Source organism: Neorhizobium galegae, assembly GCF_021391675.1.
Classification (GTDB): domain Bacteria; phylum Pseudomonadota; class Alphaproteobacteria; order Rhizobiales; family Rhizobiaceae; genus Neorhizobium; species Neorhizobium galegae_B.
Map to the genome: position 1 here is coordinate 3,932,871 of NZ_CP090095.1, position 16,914 is coordinate 3,949,784.

Sequence of the window (16,914 nt, forward strand, 5' to 3'; positions counted from 1 at the left end):
ATCCAATGATTGCCTGCATCCAATCTACCAGCAGACAGTGTTCGGGGTTTGAAGGATCCGATCGAAGCGAGTCGCCGGAGGGTGTTCGCTATGGATTGCGGAACACGGCCGGGCGCTTCCTCAACGGCTAGATGGCTTGCCTCGGCTTCGGTGCACGAAATGCCCCGATGAACCACGATAGTCCAAGCAGCTCTCCGCAAACCCACATGGTTGGAAGCGGAGGCTGGTGACGCCTCGTCGAGATGATCGATTGTTTCAATTTTCGACGTCCGGCGCTCGCTAGAAAAGCTCTCGCAGCAAGTTGTCATTCGTCAAGCACATGCGGCGATGACCGCATCAAAGAGGCCGTCATGAACGAGCAAGCGATTACTTTCACGCCAGAGGCCACGCGACGCGAATTGCTCATGGGCAGCGCCGCCGCAGTCGCCGCAATGGCTTTGCCCAAAACAACATTCGCAGCCACCCAAGCAACGAACGCAAAGGAAGAGGACCAGACCATGCCTTTCATCAAGACCAGCGACGGCACAGAGATCTTCTACAAGGATTGGGGTCCGCACGACGCTCAGGCCATCGTCTTCCATCACGGCTGGCCACTCAGCGCCGACGATTGGGACACCCAGATGATGTTCTTTCTCGAAAAGGGCTACCGTGTCATCGCCCATGACCGCCGCGGCCACGGCCGCTCCACCCAGACGTGGACGGGCAATGAAATGGATACCTATGCCGCCGACGTCGCGGCCTTGACCGATGTGCTCGATCTCAAGGGTGCAGTCCATGTCGGCCACTCGACGGGCGGCGGGGAAGTCGCACATTACGTGGCGCGAGCCAAGCCCGGACGTGTGTCGAAGGCCGTATTGATCGGCGCCGTGCCGCCGATTATGGTGAAGTCGGACAAGAACCCCAGCGGCCTGCCCATCGAAGTGTTCGACGGTTTCCGTGCGGCGCTGGTCGCCAACCGGGCTCAGTTCTTCATCGATGTTCCGGCCGGTCCGTTCTACGGCTTCAACCGGTCGGGAGCCAAGGTCAGCCAGGGGATCATCGACAATTGGTGGCGCCAGGGCATGATGGGGGGCGCCAAGGCTCACTACGACTGCATCAAGGCCTTCTCCGAAACGGATTTCACCGAGGACCTGAAGGCGATCACCGTTCCGACCTACGTGATGCATGGGGACGACGACCAGATCGTCCCCTATGCCGACTCCGCGCCGCTGTCGGCCAAACTACTGAAGAACGGCACGCTCAAGACCTATCCGGGCCTGCCGCACGGGATGTGCACCACCCATCCCGAAATCATCAACGCCGATCTCCTGGCCTTCATCCGCGGCCAGGCTTAACCTCCCGTCGATCGATCCCTGGACCTATTGCCGGGGCGTGCCTTACAAGCCTATCTTCCCGCGTTTTCCTCTACGCTGCACAACCTGGTTGCGCAGCGTAGTCGCCGTTCTCGCGCGTTTACAAGCGCAGCCTGCCAAGCCGATAATCCGATAGCGGTTGTCACCAGCCCTCCGACGGCCAGCTACCGACGCCCGACGCGCACCAAATCCAGCAGGCGGCCTAACTTTTTTTCGCTTTATTTTACTGGCCGGATTCCCCGCCATCGGCAATTCATGCCGAGAAAGAGAACTCAGCCAGTGAAGACTTCTGATGAACGTGACTGTGGAAGAAATTGCCGCCTTGCTGGGTGCAACCCGCCAACTGGTCCGAATTGATCCGCGGGCAGCGGAGGCGTGCCTCGACAAGATGGTTGCCTTGTTGAGCGGTCGAGAGTCTCTTCCCAAGCCCGAGGAAAACGACGGCGCAGGGCTCGGACCCTGGCAGCAGCAGGCTATCGAAGCTCATATCCAGGTGCATATCGGCGGCCCGATCAAGGTCGGAGCGCTCGCCAAAAGCGCCCACGTCAGCATCAGCCGGCTTAACCGGGTGTTCAAGACGAGTTTCGGCAAATCTCCGTCATCCTACATCATGGAAAAGCGCATCAAACGGGCGCAGTATCTCATGGCTATGACCGACGAACCTCTCAGCCAGATCGCCCTGTCATGCGGCTTCTCCCATCAGGCCCATCTGACCAGTGCCTTCCGGAAATGGGTCGGAATATCGCCGAGCGCGCTCCGCCGCTCCCTTCGCGAACGGGAGGTCAATCCTGCCGACTTGGCTCTATAGCTGTTTCAGAAGCGCGAGGGCGCGAAGTACGTCAGCCGTGCCCGCGCCTTCGGTGATCCGCTCGACAACGGGTGCAAGAACGGTCTTTGCGCGCGCAGCCTCTTTACGACGGTGCAGCATCTCGGCAAGGCTTGTCGCCGCCCGTAATTCCCAGGCGACAGCGCCCTGCTCCGAAGCCGTGGTCATGGCAGTTTCGAGCATGGCCAGGGCAGCAGCATCCTCGCCGGCTTTGGCCATATTCAGCGCACCAACCCGTTTCAGCTCGGCGCTGCACCAATGCGGCTGCCCATCCTGGCGCTCCCCATCAGGATCGGCAAACCAGTCGGTATTTGGATCTGGAAGGATGGTCGCTAGAATATGACGATGCAGTCCATCAAGGCTACCGAGGTTGAGCTCAAGGAAATCCGGGATAAGCGGGACACCGCTCCGCATCCTTTTCTCGACGCTGTCATAGCACCGTCCCCAGAACAGCCAGTAGCCCAGGCCGCTGTCGCGCGCGAGCTCCAGCAGCAGATCGATCTCGCGCCTAGCCCTGTCGAGGTCGCCGATCCAGAAAGAGAGAGGAATGATCGTCTGTGCCAGCGAATAGCTCAGACCGACGACATCGTCCTTCAGCCCGACTTCGATGGCCTCCTGGGCAAGATCCGCGGCCTGTTCCGCAAAGCCTTGCAGCCAGAGCAAATTGGAGAAATTTCCGCGTGCTGCCACGCCCTGTTTGTAGATCAGCGTAAGATTGATCGGCGACTGACGGTTCAGCTCGGTCCGCACAAGCGCCGCTCTGCTCAGCTCCATGGATTCGACGAAATCGCCGTTGCGCCAGAGACTGAGGGCGACGATGCGGTGGCTCATCGCCAGCTGCATGGCATCGTTGACCTCAGGTGCAAGTGCTGCGAAGCGCTGGGCGAAAAGCAGCGATTCCAGGTATCGTCCCTGAGTGAGCCGAGTGCCGAAAAGCGCCCAGAGGCACAGCAGCGCGCATCCGTGATCGCCGGTCTCTTCCGCGGACTGCAGTGCTCTGACGAGCATCGGCAATATCTTCTCGGAGAGACCGACCGCATTGTAATGCGCGTTGTGAAGGCTTGGAGCCAGCCATCTCGCTTCGCTGGAAAGAATGACGTTTTCTTTCCAGAGCATGTCCGCGGCAGCCTCGAGCACGCTAGCATATTCGGTCAGGATGGAAAGCCGCAGCCATATGGGGGCGGAGTCCACGGCAAGCCGGATGCCCAGCTTGGCATCGCCCGATTTACCCAGCGCCCAGGTGATCGCCGATCTTACATCGTCGATAAGCCGCCGGTAATCTCCAATCCGGTCGCCATGCTCCTGGAGCTGACCAGCCTGCCTCTCCGCCTTGAAGACCGACAACACGAATTCCGCATGGCAGCGGCGTACCGCATCGGCCTCCGGGTCGGACTGCAGCTTTTCCTCCATGTAGCTCCTGGTCGTTTCCAGCAGCCGGTAGCGGACAATCCTTTCTCCCCGATCGACAACGATCAGAGACTTGCTGACCAAACTGGCCAGCAGCGTCATGGTTTCGCCTTCGCTCAGAAGCGAGATTGCGTTCGTCGATGCCACGGTGAATGTCGACCTGAACACGGCGAGCCGCGTCAGCAGCCGCTGCTCATCGCTGGAAAGGCTGGCATAACTCCACTCCAGGGTGGCCCGCAACGTCCGGTGCCTTGGAGAGGCGCTCCGCCTCCCCTCGCCCAGCGTCGAAAGCTGGAGTTCGAGGTTTTGCAACAATTCCAACGGGGAATAGATTTCCAATCGCGGCGCCGCCAGCTCGATCGCCAGCGGAATGCAATCCAGCCTTCTGCAGATATCGATCAAGGCCGCGACGTCATCGTCCGAAAAGGAAAGGTCGCTGTTTCCTGCAAGAGCGCGCTCGACAAGCAGCTCGACAGCCGGGAACTGCATCGCCTCCTCGAGGCTGGCCGGAAGGCCGTTGTCCTCCGGCGCGTCAAGGCCGCCCAGCCGCACGGAAACCTCTCCCGCTATGTTCAACGGTTCACGGCTCGTCGTCAGAAGGCGAAGATGGGGAAGCGCACGCAGCAGTATTTCCGACATTGCCGCGAGCTCATCGAGGACATGCTCGCAATTGTCGAGGACGAGCAGGATCTTCCGATCCCGCAGCACATGCAGGATCTTGTCGAGGGACGTGCGGCCCGGCGCATCGTTGACCTCAAGCGTTGCCGAGATCGCGCTGGCGAGGAACTCGGCTGAAGTAAGCGGCGCGAGATCGACGAAACAGATATCCGCAAAAACCTCCTCGGATAGTCGCCAGCAGACTTCGATCGCGACGCGCGTCTTGCCGATTCCTCCCGGCCCCACAAGCGTCACGAGCCTGCCGCGGCGAATGCGGTCGGCGACATTCGAAACGACCTCCCGGCGTCCAAGCAGAGGGGTCAACGGGGCGGCGAGCCCGGCCGGCGGATGGCGATACCGGTTGTCGGCAGCACCTGCTGCAGGCAAGGGTCGCTCGCCGTTCAGCGAATAGCCCCTGCCCGAGGAATTGGTTATCCACGGCCCATCGACGCCGCCCTCCAGAAGGCGGCGCAGCGACGCCATCTGAACACGCAGATTGGTCGGATCGACGAACGTGTTCGGCCAAGCGGCCGCGATCAACTCGTCATTGGAAACGACCTGCCCCGCCTTGAGTGCCAGCGCATGCAGGAGCGCTAGCGCGCGGCTTCCCATGCGAACCTTGCCGGACGACTTGAGGAGCACCTTCTTGTCCAACAGGTATTCGTAGTCTCCGAAACGGACGACGAGAGATCCGTCAGCAATGTCCTGGCTCTGCTTCATGTACTCGATGACTGTGATGTTGATGACGAGCCTTGTGGCCTATGCATTCCAGAGGCGCCGGTAACGGCCCGGCGCATGTCCCGTCGCCCGTTGAAAGGCCTTCGTGAAATTCGCCTGGTTGGAAAAGCGGCAGATCTCTGCCACTTCCGTAAGCTTGATATCGTCGTATGCCAGGAGGCCTTTGGCAATATCGATCCTACGGTCGCCGAGATAGCTGTAGGGCGTATAGCCAGTCGAGACCCGGAAGGCTCGCGTGAAGTGGTAGAGGCTGAAATCAGCCACCTGGGCCAGTTCCATCACGCTTATGTCCTCGAAGAGGTTCGCCTCGATATAATCGATCACGCGCTTCAGCCGGCGCCTGTCGAGGCCGCCGCGCAGGCGCGGCAGATCGCGCTGCGATTTGGGCGTTTCCGAATGATCTCGGGCAAGCGCCGCCACCAACTGGCAGCTCAGGGCACTCATCCGCAGTCCGCCGGCAAAGCTTTCCCCACGCAGCTCGGCGATGATCTTATCCATGATGCCGAGCACCAGCGGATTGGTGACCGCGGCCTGGTAGCGAAGGTCCTGTGCGCGAAAATCCGGAAACCCTTGCGCGTTGAGCTGGGAGAAGAGATGCTGCGGAAGATAGACGTGGAGGACTTCCGGGATCTCGTCGGACAGCATGGTGGCTTCCTCGCAGATCCCGGCGGGGCAAAGCCATGTCGTTCGCGGGCGAGCCGCGACGACCTGCTTCACGCCGCCCGACGCCCTCGTCGATATCGCTGGACGCGGCCCCTGGACGATCATCGTGATCTCGGCATTCTGGGGCACGAAAGCGCCGATCTCACCCGCCCCATGGCTTCTGAGTTCCGCCGACATACCCGTCCAGGGCCGATCCACCGATGTGGCAATGAGGCTGGCATCCTTGAATTTTTCAGTCCCGTGCCCCTGCATTCCGGCCCCCGCAGAGATATTTCCAGCACCGCCAGAATACGCACTGCAGCATACCTATGCAAGGCGGGCAAAAATAGCAATTTTGGAAAAGACTTCCCGCTAAGTCCTTGGCTAAATATAACTTTAGGAATGGAGAGTCGAATGCGCGCGGACCTTGGAGGCAAGGAGCCACGGACGAGTTGCGGCACCGGCCCGGAAAAGGCGGACGGCTTGGCTGAAAACGTCAGGACGGAATTGCTCGTGCGGCTGCGGGCTGCCCGTCTCGCGCTCAGACAAGACAGCTGCGCTGCCGAAATGCATGTGGATGCCGCGGTCAGCCTCTGCTCGGCCAGCCTATCCCGCAACATGGCGGGCGACCCGAACAGCGCCTGCCTCACCTGCCCCCAGATCGCAGCCGTGCACAGGGAACTCAATTCGCGGCTTGCGGACCGGATCAAGATCCGGTTGCTTGCGGAGGCCGCCAACCTTTCGCCCGAACGATTTATGGGTGCCTTTTCGGCAACCTTCAACACCACGCCTCGTGCCTATATCCGTTCCCATCGATTGTGCCTTGCCCGCCAGCTCGTCGAGCTGACGGATCTGCCGCTCCACCGGATTGCCTCGCTATGCGGACTTCTGGATCAATCGCACTTCTCCAATGTCTTCAAGAAACGCTATGGGCTGCCTCCCAGCGCCTGGCGATGGAAACATCGCCCCGTGGCGATCGGTATGGCCCTCCCTGTAAGCCGGGCACAATGGGCCGGAACGCCTCATCCACGCGAGGTTAAAGCTGATGGCTGACAGCATGGAAACCCCTTATGTTTTCGGCACTTTCCACCTTGATCGCCAAGCCAACAGGTTGACGGAAAACGGCGCGCCGGTCGCGATTGCCGACAGGGCGCTCGGCCTACTCCGGATACTCATCGAACATGCGGGCACGACCGTCACCAAGGCCGAACTGCTGAAGCGGGTATGGCCCAGCGCCATCGTCGACGAGTCGAACCTGCGGGTACAGATCGCCAGCCTCCGCCGTGTGCTGCGGGACGGCGTCGACGGACGCCGTTTCATCGTCAACATCACCGGCCGCGGCTACATGTTCGTCCTTGGCGGAGAAACCGCGCCGGCAGAAGACGTCGTGCGGCAAGACGAAGCATCGACCGACCCCGCTCAAAGCTGGAATTCCCCGACCGGTTCGGCGGTCATCGGAAGGGACGAGTTCGTCCAGGAACTTATCACAGACATCGAGAAACGCCGCGCCGTGAGCCTCGTTGGCGCGGGCGGAATCGGCAAGACCACGGTTGCGCATCGCGTCATCGAGGCAATGCGGGACCGTTTCCGGGACGGCATGGCCTTCGTCGATCTCTCTACGCTGACGGAACCGGCGCATCTTGCAAGGACCGTCTTGGCGAGGCTCGGGATCGCGGCATCGGCCGACGATGCCTTGAAAGTGCTGGAAGAGAAGCTTGCAGCGCGGCAAATGCTGCTGACTCTCGACAATTGCGAACATCTCGCCGACCCGGTTGCTCATCTTGCAGAAACGCTGGTGCGATCCACGGCGGAACTGCGCATTCTGGTGACAAGCCGCGAACCTCTGCGGATCGACGGCGAATGGGTGCGGCGTCTGCCTCCGCTCGATATCCCTCCGGAAAATATCGGGGACAGGCTTGAAGACGCCGTGTCCTATTCCGCCTTCCGGTTGTTTGCGGAGCGAGCCGGCGCGGTGATGGACGGTTTCAACCCCACGCGCTTGGAAATCGCGGCGATTGCCGCGATCTGCCGCCAGCTCGATGGGCTGCCGCTCGCCATCGAACTCGCCGCGGCTCACGCGGACACATTCGGCATCGAGGGGCTTCTGGCGCAGATCCGGCAGCGTTTCGCACTGCTGGTCCAGGGCCGGCGCACGGCGCTCCCCCGTCACAAGACCCTGAAGGCCACGCTGGACTGGAGCTTCGAACTTCTGTCCCCCGAAGCGCGCCAGATGCTGCTCCGCTTCGCGACATTCACGGGCAGCTTTTCCTTCGATGCCGCCACCGCCGTGTGCCTGCCTTCCGGGGCCGAGGAAACCGATCTCTACGACATCATTTCCGAACTCGTCATCAAGAACATGCTGGTCGCCGATTTGGCCGGCCTGGAGGCCAGATACCGCCTTCTGCAGACTACTCTCGACTATTGCCGGGACAAATTCGATGAAAGCCCGGAACGGGATGAAATCGGCAGCCGGCACATGGCCTATTGGCGCACCATGCTGGATCGTGCGGCGAAAGACTGGAACGCCATGCCGCTCGCCGACTGGCGGCTCTCCTACGGCGAACGGGTCGACGATTTTCGCGGCGTTCTCGACTGGTGCTATCGCTCTCCGGAGCGAACTGACCTGGCAGTAGCGCTGACGGTCGATTCGGCGCCGCTCTGGTTTCAGATGTCGATGATCGACGAGTTTCGGGACCACGCCCTCAAGGCCCTGGACAATATCCGGGAAAACCGCAACCTCATCGAGGACGGTGGCGCCCGCGAGATGCAGGTCAACATGCTGCTCGGGCATCTTCTCTGCCACACTAGGGGCGTCACGACGGAAACCACATCTGCATGGGGCCGCGCTCTGCAGCTCGCCGACCAGCGCGGCAGACCGGGAGAGATCGCCCAGGCCTGCGCTGCCAACTGGCTGGCCGCTTATTCGCGCGGCGAATACGCGCTGATGATCGACCTTGCGAACCGTTTTGCCGCCGCCGCCGGCGGAGTGGCAAACCCGAATGCAGGTTTTATCCGCGACCGGATGCGGGCGACCGCCATGCATTTTCTGGGTCGCCAGGACGAGACCAAAGCCCTTTGCGACGTGGTCCTGAACCAACCGCTCGCCCGTGTCGATTTCGGATATAACAGCGGTCATACCTTCGATGCACGGGTGTCGATGTCGACCATCCTGGCCCGACTGACTTGGCTCAGGGGCGAGACCGCGGCCGCCAACGCGATCCTCGACGACGCAATCCGCCTGGGTTTGGAGGACGGCGGCGCGCTGACTGTTGCCTATGTCTACGCCTTCGCCGCCGGGCCGATCGCCTTCTGGGAGCAGAAATGGGATCTCCTTGCTGAGCGAATGGCGTTTCTGCGCCAGCACACCAGCCGTTACGCGATCATGTACTGGCATGCCTGGGGTGATGTTCTGGGCCGGGTCGCCGAGTGGCAATTGGCGGGCGGCAACGAGGCCGCACGTCCGCGGCTGCCGGGCGAACTCCAACCGCTGTTCGTCGCGCAACTTGCCGAGACGCTCGCCTGCGGAGATCCGGAATTCCTGAGCGCTGCGGTGATCCGACGGGCCGAGAGCGGTCTCGCCGACTGGTGTCTTTCGGAAGTCATCCGCATAAAAGCCGAAAAGCTACTGGCGACCAGAAGGGCTTGCGGCGGCCGATCAGGTTCGGGATGATTTTGGGCGCGCGATCGATATCGCCGCCTCGCAAGGTGCCCATGTGTTCGCCCTTCGCAGCGCAATCAGCTGCGCTCGGCTTATGATGCGAAAACAGTCATTCGGGGAAGTCGCACCGTTCCTCAAGCGCCATATGGCAAAAATCCCGGCGGCGAGCATCTTCCCGGATGCAATTGCCGCGAGGCAGATAGTGGCCGAGATTCATACCATGCCGGGACAGCCGAGCAGCCGCGATGCCTTTGCTTCCTGAGAAGGACATGGTGCGGCCTGGCGAAAAATGGAGCCGCTCGCGCTTTTCACGCCGCCTGATCTGCGAACGACTTGCTCTTCGCAAGCGCCGGCATCGGCATCCTCATGATGAGATCGTCGAGATTTATGGAGGAGCAGCAGAGGCGCGCAAGCCTGTCGGGATCGGCCTGGATACCGGCTGCGGCCTTATTGGACTTTTCGCTTCTATTGATGGACATGGCATCTGCCTCAAGTTGTTCTCTGACGTTCTGAGAACAGATTGCCGCATTCCTTGATCTTTGCCAGTTAATGAGTGCGAAAAGCTGCAAATGCGGCGGAAGGCGGTCTTTACGGGTAAATGTGTTGTTCGCTGCCGACAGCGTCGACCACGCGCGACTCCACGAACAACGCGGCATTCTCAAAATTGAACCGGCCCGAAACGATCAGCAGATAGGGAAAGAAGGCGCGCAGCCTCCGAAGCTGATGGAGCGTTTCGACTGGCTCCTGCTCACCCATGCCGAAACATTCCAAATGGACGAAGCCGACCTCCTGATCGCGCAGGGATTCCAGTGCTCCGATCAACGTCCCGTCATCTTTTGCCTCGCCGGCCAGATCGGCCGACAGCCGGACGCAGACGCGTTCCCGTTCCCAGACCGACAAAACGCCGTCCACCACTTCGGTCAGAAGGTTGAGACGGTTCTCCAGCCCGCCGCCCCAGCGGTCCCTGCGGGTGTTTGTATCGCTTTCCAGGAAGAGATCGATGACGGTTGCCGAGGTCGCGTCGATCTCGATGCCCTCGAGCCCGGCGGACAAGGCGCCCCGAGCTGCTTCCTTGTACCGGCCGACGACAAGATCGGGATCGATATCGTCGATTGTCTTTCTGCGGTCCTGCCCCGAGGGTCGGTGTATATCGGACAGACGCAGGAAGAGGCTTCCTGCGTGGGAATGTACCGTTTGAGCGGCATCATCCCAGCCGGAAGCTGCCGCCGCATCGAGCGCGGTTCCATGTCCCGAAAAGATCGAGTTCAGATCGACCGGCGGCGATATGACCAGCCCGCCTTCGAAATCTTCGGGAACGGTGTCTCGCGCCCAATCCTGAAGGGATGCATTCGAGATCAACCGAGGGACAGGCCCAATCGGGCCGGATATCACCACTCGATGTCTGAGCTCGAAAGAACCGCTGTTCAAAGCCGTCAGTATTTTTTTCATTACGGGCCGTTGGTCGGTTCAAGCCGATCTGGGAAAACAACTACCCATCTTTAAGACACGGCAAGCCAGCGGTATTGCAAGAACCTGCTTTTGCTCATCGGCCGTCGAGCAGTGAACTGGCACGGCACAAATCAGCCGTCTCGAAGCCTTCCGAGAAGCGCTTGAACGTCTCGCTCAAAACGACCATTCCCGACATATCGCCGCGCGCGCGTCGGCTCTCCGCCAGCGTCGTGGCCGCGCGCAATTCCCAGGAAAGCGCGGTATGCTCCCTCGCCTCGGCGAGCGCCGTCAAGAGGATCACGTCGACGGCAGCCGGATCCGTCTGGCTACGGTCGGCCTGGAGCATCCGCACCGCCTTCACGCGCAAAAGCTCAGGGCTGCACCAGCTACGTCCGCCAGTTGCGCCTTCGACGATGACGTCATCCGCGAGGCCGGGATCGAGCGTGGCCGCAGTTTCCTGGTGATAGAGCGTCTGAAGCGTAATGCCGGAAAGTTCATGTTCCGGACGCAATCCCATCCTGGCGGAGGTTCTGCCCAAGGCCTGGTCGTAGGTCCGCCCCCAGGTATGCCAGTAGGGCAGGACGCGGCTCGTCGAATAGTCGAGCAATATGTCCGTATAACGCCTTGCCGTTTCCAGCTCCCCCGCCCAGATCGATATCGGGCAGATGCTCTGGGAGAGATTGTAGCAGAATGACAGGCCATGACCGAGGGCAAGCGCCTCCTCGGCCCCTTCATGTGCGAGCGCTAGAGCTCGGTCGGGGAAGCCCTGGATCCACAGCAGCCGCGAGTTCAGGGTCTTCGCCGCAATCCGCTGGTCGAAGAGGAATCCCGAATTCCTGGCGGACAGGTTGAGGACATTTGGGTGAGACAGAACGTGATCGACATACTGTCGAGCCTCGCCGTGCCTGCCCGCGAAATGCAGCGTCAGCGCCATCATCCTTTCCTGCGTCAGCTGCCATCGCGCGTCTTCGGACGGCTCCCTCCCGCCGAAACGCTCGGCGACGTCTAACGCCCTGGCAGTATCGCCTTTCATTGTATAAACGAGCCATAGCCCCCAGCGCGCGGTCCTACCGGCGAAAGCATTACTGAGTTCGTCGGCGAGATCGATCGCCCGCAGGAAGCGTTCATCGGCGCCTTCAGGCCCGCGCGAATGCCAGATTGCATGACCGAGGGCGGTATTGATCAGCATCTCGCTTTTGCGATCCAGGGTCTCCAGTTCGTCCAGCCGAGAAACCGTCTGCTCAAGCCGCTGCCGGTATTCGTCCACCAGCGAATGCCGGAACCATATCGGTGCGGATGCCGCCGCAAGACGTACTGCAATGTCGATCATGCCCCTGGGGCCGAAGGCCCAGTCCATCGCCGTTCTGATATCGTCGATCATGCTCGAATAGGCAGAAGACCAATCTTCCAAGGTGAGTGTCGTACTCGCGTCGTTGGCATCCTTCAGCAGGTCGAGCACGTGTCCAGCGTGCCATTCGCGAACCATGTCTACTTCACCGGACTCTTCAAGCTTTTCGCCGGCGAATGCACGCGTCGTGCCGAGAAGGCGATATGATGTGCCGTGATTGATGGTTTCGGCCACCACGAGCGATTGCTCGACCAGCTGGACGATCTCCTCGACGAATGCACCGGAAGGCCCTCCTGGCGCTGCCGCGAGAGCCGAAGCAGACTCGAAGCTGAAATAGCCGGTAAAGACGGAAAGCCTGTTCAGCAGGTTTTTCTGCTGCAGCGACAGCAACTGGTAGCTCCAGTCTATGGTCGCCCGTATTGTGCGGTGGCGCGGCACCGCGGTCCGGAGGCCCCGCGACAGCAGGGAAAGCTGGCTGTCGAGACGGCGCGCCAGTTCCTCCAGTCCGAACATGTCCACGCGGGCCGCTGCGAGTTCTATCGCCAGTGGCAATCCATCGAGCCGACGGCAAAGATCGCCGAGCACCAGAGCCTCATGGTCGTTCGGCGCGAACGTGTCCGATATTGCGAGCGCGCGCTCGACGAAAAGCTGAACCGCGGGATAGGACAAGACGTCGTCGACGGAAAGCGGGCTTTGCTCCGGTGGAAAGGCAAGCGGCTGAAGCCTCTGAATCCACTCGCCGCTCGCTCTCAACGGCTCCCGGCTGGTCGTGACGATATTGATGTTGTCGACCTCGGCAATGATCGTTTCGGATATTTCGGCCACCGCGTCGATCACATGCTCGCAGCTGTCGAAGACGAGGACACGCCTTGTCCTGCGCAACGCCTGCAGGATATTCGGCATCGGGTCGGACGAGATCACAGGCACCTGGAGCACGGCGGCAAGCGCGCTCGCGACACGGCTATCGTCGGAGACCGGTGCGAGATCGACGAAGCTCACTTCGGCCGCGGTTTCCTCAAGCCATCTCGCCGTCAGTGCCTGTACGAGCGCCGTCTTCCCGATCCCTCCTGCCCCGAGGATCGTTATCAGCCGGCGCTGTGGCAGCATTGCAGTGAGCTTGTCCAGGATGTCGTCTCGGCCGATCAACCTGCCAACCGTCGGAACTGTGCTATCGACAGCAACTGGCTGCGCCCGCTCTTCGTGGGGATCGTCCCTCCGGACAGGCGCGATGAACTGGTATCCCCGGCCTGGAATATTGACGATGAAACGGGCGGTTCCAGGCCTCTCGCCCAGCAATCTCCGCAGGGTCGTCAGATGAACGCGGATGTTGCTTTCTTCGACATAGGTATCCGGCCAAACCAGATCGATGAGTTCCCTGTTGCTGACGATCAGCCCGGCGCGCTCGACGAGGGTGATCAGGATCAGCAGTGCCCTGCTGCCAACCTTGACCGGCTGGCCGTCCTGCAACAGGAGCGATCTCTCCCGATAGAGCTGAAAATTGCTAAAATAAAATACTTCATTCTCACCGACAGAGCTCATTTCAGCTCTCGCCAGTGCAGAATTCAAGAATAATCTCAAATCCGAATATTGCACTCAAGCTTGCCGCGGCCCCTTCCATTCCATCAACGACAGTCTTTCATCGGAAACATCTGCAAATGACGCGAAGATGTTTGTCATTTTAAGCAACGAAGATCAAATGCGTGGGCCTCTTTTCACCGCGCGGATCGCCGGCAGCATGGCGCTTAGACCCAGAATCAAAACCCTTCACCTGATCGGAGAAATCTCGAACGGTGCAAGTCCGCCGCCTGTGGGTCTGTTGCAATCCCAAAGCTGCACCGCCGTTATCTCGCCCTCCGGCCAGATCGAACTTGTTGAGGACAGAATGCCATCCGCCGAGCCGCCATTCTTTCAAAATCGTGGCGCGTTTTGGAAATTTGCCGTGTTGCGGTAACCGGTTCAGACCGATTGAAGAATTCGAACGGCTTCCCGGTAATCGGCCGTGTGATGCTGAGTGTGGAAAAACTCGACCGATGGCTGAAGAATCTGCCGCACGGATGCGACGCGTCCCTTGGCGATCGCGAGTTTGCTTTCGCTGATCGCGGTCCTCAGAAGCCAGAACCTTGCGTTCTGTCCGCGCGCCAGATTGCGTGAACGTTCGAACAGCGCGGCAGCCAATGCCTCGCTGCCCCCCGTCTGAAGATGGAGATCGCCTCGCATCCGCAACAGTTCCGGCAGATACCAGCCTTCTCCCGTCGCTTCGCATTGGGTTATGGCAGCCGCCACGATGTCGGACGCCTCCTGAATTCGGCCAACCGCTACCAAGGCGCGGGCGAGCGCAGCTACAAAGGTCGAATCATAGAGCAGGAACCCGGATCTCCGCAGGAGTGCCATGGCTTCCGACAGGCGGTCGAGACCGGCTTCAGCTTCGCCCTCGGCATTCTTCAGCTCCACCTCGTAGATCGAGGCGTAGGTATTCCACACGTCAAGCGCATGCGCTTTGGTCCGCTCCTGGAGGAGGGTCACATATCGGCGGGACTCTGCAAAATCCCCGATCGAGATCGAAATCGGGCAGGCGCCGTCCGACATCACATGGCACAATGTCAGCGAGTGGCGGCTCGACATTTCGATCATGTCGGCAATGCATTCCCGCGCCCTGTCGATTTCGCCAGTCACCCACAGGATGCGGGCGAGCGTGATCTGGGCGGTCGTCCGCTGGTCGTACTGAAAACGGATCAGGTCGGTGGCCGAGGCGGATGCCGGGTAATGCAGCAGCATGTGCTCGACATGCTGCTGCCCTTTCTCATGATGGCCGACAAGATGGTAGGCGCGCGCGATCATGCGGTCGCCAAGAAGGAAGTCCGAATGGTTGGATGCGGAAGCCGCCTCTTTGAACCGCATCGCCATGTCGAGCGCGGCCTTGGGCCGCCCGCTATTGGTCCTATCGACCCACAACGCCCATAGCGCACGCAGCTGATATTCGCGATCCTCCAGCGCGTCGGCAATATCCAGCACGACCTGCCAGGCGACCGCCCCCGTCTTGAGCTCAGTCTCCTTGTGCATCTGCGGCCAGCCGAGGGCGGCGTAAAGCTGCATCCGTGCACGTTCGAATCCTGTCTTTTCGCCGATCCATTTCAGCGCCGAGGATACGGTCGCGATACACTCATCGACAAGCGACTGGCTGATCCAGAGCGGTACTGCCGCGACCACGAGGGCAATTCCGATTTCCGGATCTCCGCCCGGTGAAAAAGACCAGGCGACCGCTTCGCGTACATTGCCCAGTTCATTGCGGTCGAGCTCTTTTCCGAGAATCGCCGCCCCTTCAAGCTGGGCAAGAAAATATCGGGCATGGCGCAACGCGAGGTCGTTTTCGGGGTCGGATTTCGTCAACTCGGCCCTGGCATAGGCCCTGGTCGTTTCCAGAAGCCGATATCGCGCATCCCGCCCCTTCAGGTCCGGCGAGATCAGCGACTTCGCGACCAGGTTGCTGATCGCGTCCTCGAAATCATACCGGCTCGAAAAATGTTCGCCGGCGATCTCGTAAGCGGCGTCCATCGTGAAGCCGGAGAAGACGGACAGGCTTCTGAGCGCCGCCCGCTCCTGTTCGGGAATGAGGTTGAAACTCCATTCTATTGCCGCACGCAGGGTCTGGTGTCGGGAAAGCGCCGTTCTGCGCCCTCTCGTAAAGACCCGAAAAAAGTCGTTCAGGGAATGGGTGAGGCCCGAAAGCCCGATCGTTCCGACCAGACCGGCCGCGAACTCGATTGCAAGCGCGATACCATCCAATTTCCGACATATCTCGGCAACCCACGGCGCATCGACATCCGACAACTGATAGCCGCCCAGATTGGCGGAGCACCGTTCCACGAAGAGCCGAACCGCTGAAGACTGCAGGGCGAGTTCCGCGGAGATTTCCGCACCCTCCTCCGGGACATCCAATGGCGGCAATCGCTGCACCCATTCATCCTCGACACGCAGGTGCTCGCGGCTGGTTGCGACGACCCGGACGCCCGGAGCATACCGGAGAATGTCCGCAACAAGTTCAGCGCTCGCTTCGATGACATGTTCGCAGTTGTCGAGGACGATCAGCATCTCGCGCTGTCGTAGGCGCTCCCGTAGCCCATGGATGGCGTCGTTGCTGGTCGGCAGGGCTCCGACCGCCGACGCTATCGTTGCGGTCACCGCGATGGGATCGACCACGATCGACAGGTCAACGAAGACCACACCCTCGCGGAAATGTGTGCCGACGGCGTTGGCGAGCGCAACCGCAACGGTCGTCTTGCCCACACCGGCCGGGCCGACGATCGTCACGCAACGCCTCTGGGTGAGTTTCGCCCGCAGGACTTCCAGAACCTGTTCGCGGCCGATGATCGAGGTCGCGGGAGGCGGCAGATGGCCGGCAGGCCGGACGATCTCGACGCGCGCAGGTTCGGACAAGCCGTGCTTCAAGGGGGCGGTGAATGCATAACCTCGCCCGGTAACGTTGCGGATATGCGGAAATTCTCCCGTTTCATCGCCCAGCGCCTTGCGCAGAGCCGCCATGTGAACGCGCAGATTGCCATCTTCCACATGGGTTTCAGGCCATACGGAAGCGACGATCTCCGGCGTCGGCACGACTTCCCCGGCGCGAGCGATCAGCGTCAGCAGAATATCCATCGCCCGGCCACCGAGACGCACATCTTGGCCATGCGACAGCAATCGCCGCTGGCCGGTCAGAAGCTGGAATTTGTCGAAGGAATAGATCGGCTCTTCCATGCTGTTCCGGGCTGTCCGCCACGTCCTCATTGTGCGACGGACATGTTATCCGAGCGGTTTGAGGATCGTCAATTTTTCCGGAGTA

Annotated in this window: 11 protein-coding genes; 6 read left to right on the top strand and 5 right to left on the bottom strand. The window is 60.8% G+C overall.

From position 1 onward, the window contains the following. Positions 1 to 497 precede the first annotated feature (497 nt). Together LZK81_RS19260 and LZK81_RS19265 are read left to right on the top strand one after the other, a co-directional pair. Positions 498 to 1,334 carry an alpha/beta fold hydrolase gene (locus tag LZK81_RS19260; RefSeq protein WP_233956623.1) on the top strand — a complete coding sequence of 279 codons (837 nt, stop codon included), beginning with the start codon at positions 498 to 500 and terminating at the stop codon, positions 1,332 to 1,334. A 322-nt stretch (positions 1,335 to 1,656) separates the two neighbouring features. Further along, positions 1,657 to 2,160, top strand: a complete 504-nt coding sequence (locus LZK81_RS19265) for a helix-turn-helix transcriptional regulator (RefSeq protein ID WP_233954298.1) — start codon at positions 1,657 to 1,659, stop codon at positions 2,158 to 2,160. On the opposite strand, the gene LZK81_RS19270 is transcribed toward LZK81_RS19265, so the two are convergent. Together LZK81_RS19270 and LZK81_RS19275 are read right to left on the bottom strand one after the other, a co-directional pair. Further along, entirely contained in the window at positions 2,155 to 4,962 is a 2,808-nt protein-coding gene (locus LZK81_RS19270) for a winged helix-turn-helix domain-containing protein (protein ID WP_233954299.1), read from the bottom strand. The two genes, LZK81_RS19265 and LZK81_RS19270, sit on opposite strands and share 6 nt — an antisense overlap. 39 nt (positions 4,963 to 5,001) lie before the next feature. Continuing rightward, positions 5,002 to 5,895, bottom strand: coding sequence for a helix-turn-helix transcriptional regulator (locus LZK81_RS19275; protein ID WP_233954300.1), 894 nt, complete (start codon positions 5,893 to 5,895; stop codon positions 5,002 to 5,004). Between the two features lie 141 nt (positions 5,896 to 6,036). On the opposite strand from LZK81_RS19275, the gene LZK81_RS19280 reads away from it, so the two are divergent. The 3 genes from LZK81_RS19280 to LZK81_RS19290 all read left to right on the top strand — a co-directional run bounded on the left by LZK81_RS19280 (position 6,037) and on the right by LZK81_RS19290 (position 9,816). Further along, complete coding sequence (locus LZK81_RS19280; protein WP_233954301.1) at positions 6,037 to 6,675, top strand: helix-turn-helix transcriptional regulator; 639 nt, start codon at positions 6,037 to 6,039, stop codon at positions 6,673 to 6,675. Continuing rightward, complete coding sequence (locus tag LZK81_RS19285) at positions 6,668 to 9,292, top strand: ATP-binding protein (RefSeq protein WP_233954302.1); 2,625 nt, start codon at positions 6,668 to 6,670, stop codon at positions 9,290 to 9,292. The genes LZK81_RS19280 and LZK81_RS19285 overlap by 8 nt, the downstream gene beginning before the upstream one ends. A gap of 233 nt (positions 9,293 to 9,525) precedes the next feature. Continuing rightward, positions 9,526 to 9,816: a hypothetical protein gene (locus LZK81_RS19290; RefSeq protein WP_233954303.1), complete on the top strand. Its 291-nt coding sequence runs from the start codon at positions 9,526 to 9,528 to the stop codon at positions 9,814 to 9,816. A gap of 52 nt (positions 9,817 to 9,868) precedes the next feature. On the opposite strand, the gene LZK81_RS19295 is transcribed toward LZK81_RS19290, so the two are convergent. Continuing rightward, positions 9,869 to 10,639 (bottom strand): hypothetical protein, encoded by a 771-nt coding sequence (locus tag LZK81_RS19295; RefSeq protein ID WP_233954304.1) that lies wholly within the window; start codon positions 10,637 to 10,639, stop codon positions 9,869 to 9,871. A gap of 184 nt (positions 10,640 to 10,823) precedes the next feature. Beyond that, a complete protein-coding gene (locus tag LZK81_RS19300; protein WP_233954305.1) occupies positions 10,824 to 13,616 on the bottom strand; it encodes an ATP-binding protein in 2,793 nt (930 codons plus the stop codon). Positions 13,617 to 13,743: 127 nt separating this feature from the next. On the opposite strand from LZK81_RS19300, the gene LZK81_RS19305 reads away from it, so the two are divergent. Then, positions 13,744 to 14,028 carry a hypothetical protein gene (locus LZK81_RS19305; protein ID WP_233954306.1) on the top strand — a complete coding sequence of 95 codons (285 nt, stop codon included), beginning with the start codon at positions 13,744 to 13,746 and terminating at the stop codon, positions 14,026 to 14,028. Between the two features lie 5 nt (positions 14,029 to 14,033). Here LZK81_RS19305 and LZK81_RS19310 read toward each other — a convergent pair whose 3' ends face one another. Then, the gene (locus LZK81_RS19310; protein WP_233954307.1) at positions 14,034 to 16,829 is read right to left on the bottom strand and encodes an ATP-binding protein; all 2,796 of its coding nucleotides are present in this window, start codon (positions 16,827 to 16,829) and stop codon (positions 14,034 to 14,036) included. Positions 16,830 to 16,914 lie beyond the last annotated feature (85 nt).

Excerpts from the sequence above, each read along its gene's own strand:
- LZK81_RS19260 (WP_233956623.1), top strand. The coding sequence starts at position 498 with ATGCCTTTCATCAAGACCAGCGACGGCACAGAGATCTTCTACAAGGAT.
- LZK81_RS19270 (WP_233954299.1), bottom strand. The coding sequence starts at position 4,962 with ATGAAGCAGAGCCAGGACATTGCTGACGGATCTCTCGTCGTCCGTTTC.
- LZK81_RS19275 (WP_233954300.1), bottom strand. The coding sequence starts at position 5,895 with ATGCAGGGGCACGGGACTGAAAAATTCAAGGATGCCAGCCTCATTGCC.
- LZK81_RS19280 (WP_233954301.1), top strand. The coding sequence starts at position 6,037 with ATGCGCGCGGACCTTGGAGGCAAGGAGCCACGGACGAGTTGCGGCACC.
- LZK81_RS19285 (WP_233954302.1), top strand. The coding sequence starts at position 6,668 with ATGGCTGACAGCATGGAAACCCCTTATGTTTTCGGCACTTTCCACCTT.
- LZK81_RS19290 (WP_233954303.1), top strand. The coding sequence starts at position 9,526 with ATGCCTTTGCTTCCTGAGAAGGACATGGTGCGGCCTGGCGAAAAATGG.
- LZK81_RS19300 (WP_233954305.1), bottom strand. The coding sequence starts at position 13,616 with ATGAGCTCTGTCGGTGAGAATGAAGTATTTTATTTTAGCAATTTTCAG.
- LZK81_RS19305 (WP_233954306.1), top strand. The coding sequence starts at position 13,744 with ATGTTTGTCATTTTAAGCAACGAAGATCAAATGCGTGGGCCTCTTTTC.
- LZK81_RS19310 (WP_233954307.1), bottom strand. The coding sequence starts at position 16,829 with ATGGAAGAGCCGATCTATTCCTTCGACAAATTCCAGCTTCTGACCGGC.